This window comes from Melghiribacillus thermohalophilus (genome assembly GCF_004342905.1).
In the GTDB taxonomy this organism is placed as follows: domain Bacteria; phylum Bacillota; class Bacilli; order Bacillales; family Alkalibacillaceae; genus Melghiribacillus; species Melghiribacillus thermohalophilus.
On sequence record NZ_SMAN01000027.1, the window covers coordinates 23,748 to 29,747 of the forward strand.

Here is a 6,000-nt window from a genome sequence, read left to right on the forward strand (position 1 = left end):
ACAGGTCATATGTAACTACATTTTAGCATGTCATTTGTCAGTAAAGACTATAATAGCAATACCAGGGTTTTCATCCCATTCCCCTAGTCAGGATGTAAATGAACAGGCAAATGCCCGGCATGGTTTTCCGTTTGAAGAATTTTTAGTGATTTTTCCTTTTAAAAGTTGCCCTGTCCTGTTCTTGTACGGGTTTATTCGTGTTAAAATATGATAGAATCGCTTAGATAAAGACAAAGGGGTTTGGAATATGGAATACATTTTATTCGGAATCATTGCTTATTTCCTTGGTTCGATCCCATCTGCCCTTCTGGTCGGGAAAATCGGATATGGTATTGATGTTCGCGAGCATGGGAGCGGAAATCTCGGTGGTACCAATACCTTTCGTGTACTCGGGGTCAAAGCTGGATTGATTGTTACCATTGCAGATATTCTGAAAGGTACGCTTGCGGCTTTGCTTCCAGTGGTATTTCAGGCAGCTGCAGATCCATTAATCATCGGAATTTTTGCTGTCGTCGGACATATGTATCCGGTTTTTGCCCGATTTAAAGGAGGAAAAGCAGTGGCTACATCAGGCGGCGTCATCCTTGCTGTCAGTCCATTATTATTTGTCATTATTTTTCTTACCTTTTTTGCCGTTTTAAAAATTTCAAAGTATGTTTCCCTTTCTTCTATGGTAACGGGAATCGTAGCCATTATTGCATCGGTATTCCTTCAACATAAAGGCCTAATGGTTGTCATATCCATTCTAACTATGTTTGTTATTTATCGTCACCGGGCTAATATTAAACGAATCATCGATAAAACAGAACCGAAAATCAAGTGGATGTAGTTTCATGATGTCTGGAGATAAAAACAGAACCCTTGCTGTTTTTGGCAAGGGTTGTGTTTATAAAAAATTAAACACGCAATAATTTAAATTGTCCAAACCCGAACACACTTTTAACATAGTCTAATTTCGTGTTTTCGACATATGGGGTTGTGTGTTCGCCGATTAAAAACCGAAGCTTTTCGGTTTCAATCACTGTATCTGTATCACCTTTTGACTCTTCCAGAGCCAATTGAATCTGCGGCCCTCCTCAGCCAGCGGATAAAAACACCCGAACATAATATTCATCTGGAGAAACATGTTGCCGTGCTAATTCTTTTTCAATTTTTTCGACGGCAGCATTCGTAATTTGGAAGTTCATTTTGTTCACCTTACCTTATGGGGTATTTGATATTTAGTTATTATACAATAAGTTGTATGGGAATGCTAGGATTGAACGCATCAAAATTTGTGGGAGAGATAAATTATGAAAAAACGAATGATGTATTACATGTCTGGATTAGTCTTGATCTTCTTGATAGCTTTTATTCTTCTGAAGCAGACAGGGAACAGCGCAGATCAAAAATTGGCTATTTCCAGCCACCACAACAAAACCGTTCTGGTTGAACCGGCATACAAGCAATTTGAATCCTCCATTACACTGGGAGCAGTCGGTGATATATTGATACATAATTCCCTGTATGAAGATGCTCAAACAGATGACGGAGGATATGACTTCCGGCCCATGTTTGAACTGGTCAGACCGGACATGCAAAAGCCGGATATTATGTTTGCCAATCAGGAAACTATACTTGGAGGAACAGCGCTTGGCTTGTCTTCTTATCCAAGATTCAATTCTCCCTATGAAGTCGGCGATGCTTTAAAAGATGCAGGAGTAGACATCGTATCGATGGCCAATAACCACACCCTGGACCGGGGGCCACAGGCTGTCATGAATGCCACCGATTACTTGAATCAAATTGGCATCCAGTATGTAGGGGCTTACAGAAGTCTCGAAGATCAGAACACCCATCGAGTAATAGAGAAACAGGGCATTTCAACTGGGTTCTTAGCTTATACCTATGGTACCAATGGCTTAATCCGTCCAGAGAATCAACCCTATCTCGTCCAATATATTGATGTAGAAAAAATTTCACAGGATATTAAAGAAATGAAGGAGTTGGCCGATTTTGTCGTCGTCAGTCTTCATTTTGGAATCGAATATCAGCGATTTCCTAATGACGATCAAAAACAAATCGTTCAAAGGCTTCACGAGGCCGGTGCAGATGTGATCCTCGGGCACCATCCCCATGTACTCCAGCCGGTAGACTGGCTCGAATCGGAGGATGGTCATAAAACGTTTGTCATTTATTCTCTCGGAAACTTCTTATCAGGCCAGTCGGAACTTTATCAGCGGATCGGTGCTCTGTTACAGATGGACCTCCATAAACAGATCGATGAAGAGGGTATTTCCTATGATATCAGCAATGTCCGCATCATGCCGACATATAATTATCGGCCAAACTATCGAAATTATAAGATTGTTCCGTTATTTGATGCCGATGAATACAATCTTCCTGAAGCAAAAGCTTTATTTGAGGAAATCAGCGAACACATGAAAGCCTTTACCGAAGAAAATATCGAAATCGTTCCTTCTTTTTAGAATGTATATAAATTGAATCCGAAATATTTTTTCATGTATACTTGAACATAGCGTTAGTATTGGGGCTGAAAGGAGATATGGTAATGGATAAAGTACATCAAAAAGGATTGCCTGCAAAGGAAGAACGACATCGCTTATTTGGTTCAGTACCGCCAGGCCCGCGAACAAAACCAGTGGAAAAAGAAAAAATGGCTGATTTACAAAATACAAGAAACAACTTTTTGTTTGATCTGGATACTGTGGGAATCGTCAATGTGAAACATCCGGTCACAGTCACCAGCCGAATGAATCCGTATACACAGACAACCGTCGGAACCTTCACGATGTCATCCAGCATACCGAAAGACAGTAAAGGAACCAATATGAGTCGGTTTACGGAACAGATGCAGCAGTATCACGAAAAAGGGTTAACCCTTGAACTGGATACACTCAAAACATTCACAAAAGAATTAGCGGAAAGACTGAAACAGAATGATGCGGAAGTTAAAGTGTCTTTCCCCTGGTTTTATGAACGTAAAGGCCCCCAGTCAGGCCTTGCAGGAATGAATCACGCAAACGCCGGGATGAAAGTAGCGTATGATCAAGAGAAGGGCTACTTCTGTGAGGTGTCACTGGAAGCAACGATCACAACGCTCTGCCCGTGCTCGAAGGAAATCAGCGAATACAGTGCCCATAATCAGCGGGGAAAAGTCACAATGACAGCCGTTTTATCAGACGACTTTGATGAAAGAGAAATCGACTGGAAAGAGCAGCTGCTCATTGCGGCTGAAACCAATGCCAGTGCGAAAATTCACCCCGTTTTAAAACGGCCGGATGAAAAGACCGTTACGGAACAGGCTTATGAAAATCCCCGTTTTGTGGAAGACATGGTGAGACTCGTCGCTGCGGATTTATATGAAATGCCTTTTGTGGAAAAGTTTGAAGTGTCCTGTCAAAATGAAGAATCGATCCACCTGCATGACGCCTATGCATCCATTTCATTTGACAAGACAAAAGATACAGTGAATTAAGGTGTTTGTGATGAAATCTATATTCATCTGGATCATAAGGTTTTATCGCCGATTTATTTCACCGATCAAACCTCCTTCCTGCCGTTTCCAGCCCACCTGTTCCCAGTACGGACTGGAAGTGATTCAGCGGTTTGGAGCAATTAAAGGCGGGTATTTAACCATCAAACGGATTTTAAAATGCCATCCGTTTCATCCGGGAGGATTTGATCCTGTTCCAGAAAACAAAGAAAAAAAATAGGAGATGTCCGTATGCGTCTAACCGTTCAAAAAGAAGCTGCAGAATGGTACAGGGATGAACTTGGTCTGGATACAGACTCATCCATCCGTTTTTTTGTCCGATACGGCGGAACGGGGGGAATTCAACCCGGATTTTCCCTGGGGGTACGTCCGGATGAACCTGATGAACCTTTCGCTGAGACGAAAACCGGCGAATTTTATTTTTTTATCGAAAAGGATGATGCGTGGTATTTTGAAGGTGTGAATTTGGACGTCGTGTATAATGAGCAGGCAGACGAACCGGAATTTGTCTATTCCAACATCAAATAGATTGAAATTAGCAAAGGCTGTCTCTGAAATAGAGGCAGCCTGTTTGATTGCCGATTAACTTGCCTGACTAAAGCCGGATTGTTCTGCTGAATCGTCTGAATTTTTATCGTCTTCTATATTTTTCCTGGTGTGAACTCGTGTTTCCTGGTTGTGAAACATGATCATGTACCCTTGATCTCTTAAATCATGAATGTTTCAGCGATACCTTTTTCCTGCCTCTTGATCCGCTAAAAGACCCTTTAGGATTTCTTATTTCAATAGATTAAAACGCCTGAGCTGTTCGGTTTTCCCTTCCTGGATTAAAATGTCTCTCTGAAATTTTCCGAACAAATCAAAGTGGGGATATGTATCATCGCGGTGTATCCATTCAGGACGCAAACCGTATTTCATTCCCCAGCTTTCCAACTTTTGAATATCACAGCACCCTACTTTGGTGACCGTATTGCAATCTGGAAACCGCTCATCCAGCCAGTAATGGGTCAAAAAGGCAATTTCCCCCTGTTGTGCTTTTCTTTTCCACTCTGTCAGCTCATCCCTTTTGATTCCAAAAGCCATCAGCATGTCCTCACTTTTTCGCTTTCATATAAGCTTCGTGCCAGTCCGGAAATGTTTTGCGTATAGAGATGGGGCGAAACGTGTCTTTTTTGACACACACGTGTTTCGTCCAGCCGGATACAGCCAGGTGCCCTTCCCCATCCTGAATTTCATAGCCATAAGTTACTTTTAAACCGTCGTATTCTTCAATCCACGTTCTTACTTTTGCAACTTGCCCGTATCGGACCGGCCGTTTAAACTGGATGGAGGCATCGATCACCGGCGAAACAACCCCCACCTCTTCCATTTCATGATAGTGAAAACCGAGCTGTTCAATTAATGAAGTCCGGCCAATTTCAAACCAGACAAGATAATTCGCATGATACACGACACCCATCTGATCGGTTTCCTGATACCTTACTTTTACTTCCGTTATGTTCTCCTCCATGTTCTCATCCCCTTATCGCAAGTTCGTCATTATCTTACCATAATAATAGCTGGATGAAAATGGTTTCCCTTATACGTCAAAAAACCTGCCTTTTGGGCAGGTTCCTTAATGGATTATTGTTGTTGATCCCGGTATTCATCCCGGATTTCCTGACGCATAGCATCAATGGATTCTCTGCGGCGCTGATTTTTTTCCCGCAATTCCTTCTTCTCCTCTTCAGATGCAAATTCCATTGCGGCTTCTGTTTCCTCCATATTTTGGATCGTTTCCTGAACCATATCCTGCAGCTTCTCTACGTTATCTTTCCGGTTATCTGGTTTTGGCTGATTCTTCCGATGTGACATCATCCGTCCTCCTTACTTTCCGTCCCCTTTTGGGGGAATATATTTTGGCTGGTCATGTTCTTTTGATTGATATTTACGTCCTTTATTCCCGTCATACTCAAGGGAATAGTCGCCATGTCTGTCGGGACGGAAATGCTTCGTGTCCTTTTTTGGATTTCCCATGTTTATGCATACTCCTTTTTTAAAATGGTCGTTTATTATTGTTCGCTGACAGGTCATTCTTTATTCATCGGAAGAACTACTACGGCTCTATATCCTCCTCGTTAAAACAATCAAGAAGATCATCACGAGAAACAGGGTCATGGTTATCAGTAATCCAGTCAGCACCCACAAAACCGACACCTTGAGCACATATAGACTGATGCTGCTCAGGATCAACCCGGTCAGGATGCTTATGACTGACCAGATCCCGACTTCTTTTAGAAGATGGGTTTTTATTCTCCCTCTGGTCCAGCCTATCAGATAGTACATGTTGAATTCATCTTTCCTTTCCATCAGCAGCGTGTTCAGACTGTCACTGATACTGATGACAGCTAATACAAACGTCGAAAACAGCACCATCACCTGCAGCCAGAAGGTCAAGTCCATCATATACGATCCCAGGGAGGTCAGTGATGACTCCTGGATGGAATGGCCGAGAGTCGCAATCT

11 protein-coding genes are annotated in these 6,000 nt (G+C 42.3%); 5 read left to right on the forward strand and 6 right to left on the reverse strand.

Features of this window, described 5'->3' with window-relative positions; translation table 11 throughout:
• Positions 1-247: 247 nt before the first annotated feature.
• A complete protein-coding gene (plsY, locus tag EDD68_RS13940; protein WP_132372909.1) occupies positions 248-829 on the forward strand; it encodes a glycerol-3-phosphate 1-O-acyltransferase PlsY in 582 nt (193 codons plus the stop codon).
• A 67-nt stretch (positions 830-896) separates the two neighbouring features.
• Here plsY and EDD68_RS15365 read toward each other — a convergent pair whose 3' ends face one another.
• The gene (locus EDD68_RS15365) at positions 897-1,058 is read right to left on the reverse strand and encodes a hypothetical protein (RefSeq protein WP_165902198.1); all 162 of its coding nucleotides are present in this window, start codon (positions 1,056-1,058) and stop codon (positions 897-899) included.
• A 234-nt stretch (positions 1,059-1,292) separates the two neighbouring features.
• On the opposite strand from EDD68_RS15365, the gene EDD68_RS13945 reads away from it, so the two are divergent.
• The 4 genes from EDD68_RS13945 (at position 1,293) to EDD68_RS13960 (ending at position 4,024) form a co-directional block, all read left to right on the forward strand.
• Positions 1,293-2,468 carry a CapA family protein gene (locus EDD68_RS13945; protein WP_132372911.1) on the forward strand — a complete coding sequence of 392 codons (1,176 nt, stop codon included), beginning with the start codon at positions 1,293-1,295 and terminating at the stop codon, positions 2,466-2,468.
• An 83-nt stretch (positions 2,469-2,551) separates the two neighbouring features.
• The gene (folE2, locus tag EDD68_RS13950) at positions 2,552-3,478 is read left to right on the forward strand and encodes a GTP cyclohydrolase FolE2 (protein WP_132372913.1); all 927 of its coding nucleotides are present in this window, start codon (positions 2,552-2,554) and stop codon (positions 3,476-3,478) included.
• A gap of 10 nt (positions 3,479-3,488) precedes the next feature.
• The gene (gene yidD, locus EDD68_RS13955; RefSeq protein ID WP_132372915.1) at positions 3,489-3,716 is read left to right on the forward strand and encodes a membrane protein insertion efficiency factor YidD; all 228 of its coding nucleotides are present in this window, start codon (positions 3,489-3,491) and stop codon (positions 3,714-3,716) included.
• Positions 3,717-3,727: 11 nt separating this feature from the next.
• Entirely contained in the window at positions 3,728-4,024 is a 297-nt protein-coding gene (locus tag EDD68_RS13960; protein WP_132372917.1) for a HesB/YadR/YfhF family protein, read from the forward strand.
• Between the two features lie 249 nt (positions 4,025-4,273).
• Here EDD68_RS13960 and EDD68_RS13965 read toward each other — a convergent pair whose 3' ends face one another.
• From EDD68_RS13965 to EDD68_RS13985, 5 genes are all read right to left on the reverse strand, one after another.
• A complete protein-coding gene (locus EDD68_RS13965; RefSeq protein WP_132372933.1) occupies positions 4,274-4,579 on the reverse strand; it encodes a hypothetical protein in 306 nt (101 codons plus the stop codon).
• Between the two features lie 10 nt (positions 4,580-4,589).
• Positions 4,590-5,006 carry an acyl-CoA thioesterase gene (locus EDD68_RS13970; protein WP_132372919.1) on the reverse strand — a complete coding sequence of 139 codons (417 nt, stop codon included), beginning with the start codon at positions 5,004-5,006 and terminating at the stop codon, positions 4,590-4,592.
• A gap of 113 nt (positions 5,007-5,119) precedes the next feature.
• Positions 5,120-5,350 carry a small acid-soluble spore protein Tlp gene (tlp, locus tag EDD68_RS13975; RefSeq protein ID WP_132372921.1) on the reverse strand — a complete coding sequence of 77 codons (231 nt, stop codon included), beginning with the start codon at positions 5,348-5,350 and terminating at the stop codon, positions 5,120-5,122.
• A 12-nt stretch (positions 5,351-5,362) separates the two neighbouring features.
• On the reverse strand, positions 5,363-5,512 hold the full coding sequence (gene sspN / locus EDD68_RS13980) for a small acid-soluble spore protein N (RefSeq protein ID WP_132372923.1): 150 nt from the start codon (positions 5,510-5,512) through the stop codon (positions 5,363-5,365).
• An 87-nt stretch (positions 5,513-5,599) separates the two neighbouring features.
• Positions 5,600-6,000, reverse strand: a 401-nt coding sequence (locus EDD68_RS13985) for an FtsX-like permease family protein (RefSeq protein WP_132372925.1), incomplete at its 5' end; no start/stop codon positions are given.

Bases quoted from the DNA above. Each gene is read 5' to 3' on its own strand.
- EDD68_RS13965 (WP_132372933.1), bottom strand. From the start codon at position 4,579: ATGGCTTTTGGAATCAAAAGGGATGAGCTGACAGAGTGGAAAAGAAAA.
- tlp (WP_132372921.1), bottom strand. From the start codon at position 5,350: ATGTCACATCGGAAGAATCAGCCAAAACCAGATAACCGGAAAGATAAC.
- plsY (WP_132372909.1), top strand. From the start codon at position 248: ATGGAATACATTTTATTCGGAATCATTGCTTATTTCCTTGGTTCGATC.
- EDD68_RS13945 (WP_132372911.1), top strand. From the start codon at position 1,293: ATGAAAAAACGAATGATGTATTACATGTCTGGATTAGTCTTGATCTTC.
- sspN (WP_132372923.1), bottom strand. From the start codon at position 5,512: ATGGGAAATCCAAAAAAGGACACGAAGCATTTCCGTCCCGACAGACAT.
- EDD68_RS13960 (WP_132372917.1), top strand. From the start codon at position 3,728: ATGCGTCTAACCGTTCAAAAAGAAGCTGCAGAATGGTACAGGGATGAA.
- yidD (WP_132372915.1), top strand. From the start codon at position 3,489: ATGAAATCTATATTCATCTGGATCATAAGGTTTTATCGCCGATTTATT.
- EDD68_RS13970 (WP_132372919.1), bottom strand. From the start codon at position 5,006: ATGGAGGAGAACATAACGGAAGTAAAAGTAAGGTATCAGGAAACCGAT.
- folE2 (WP_132372913.1), top strand. From the start codon at position 2,552: ATGGATAAAGTACATCAAAAAGGATTGCCTGCAAAGGAAGAACGACAT.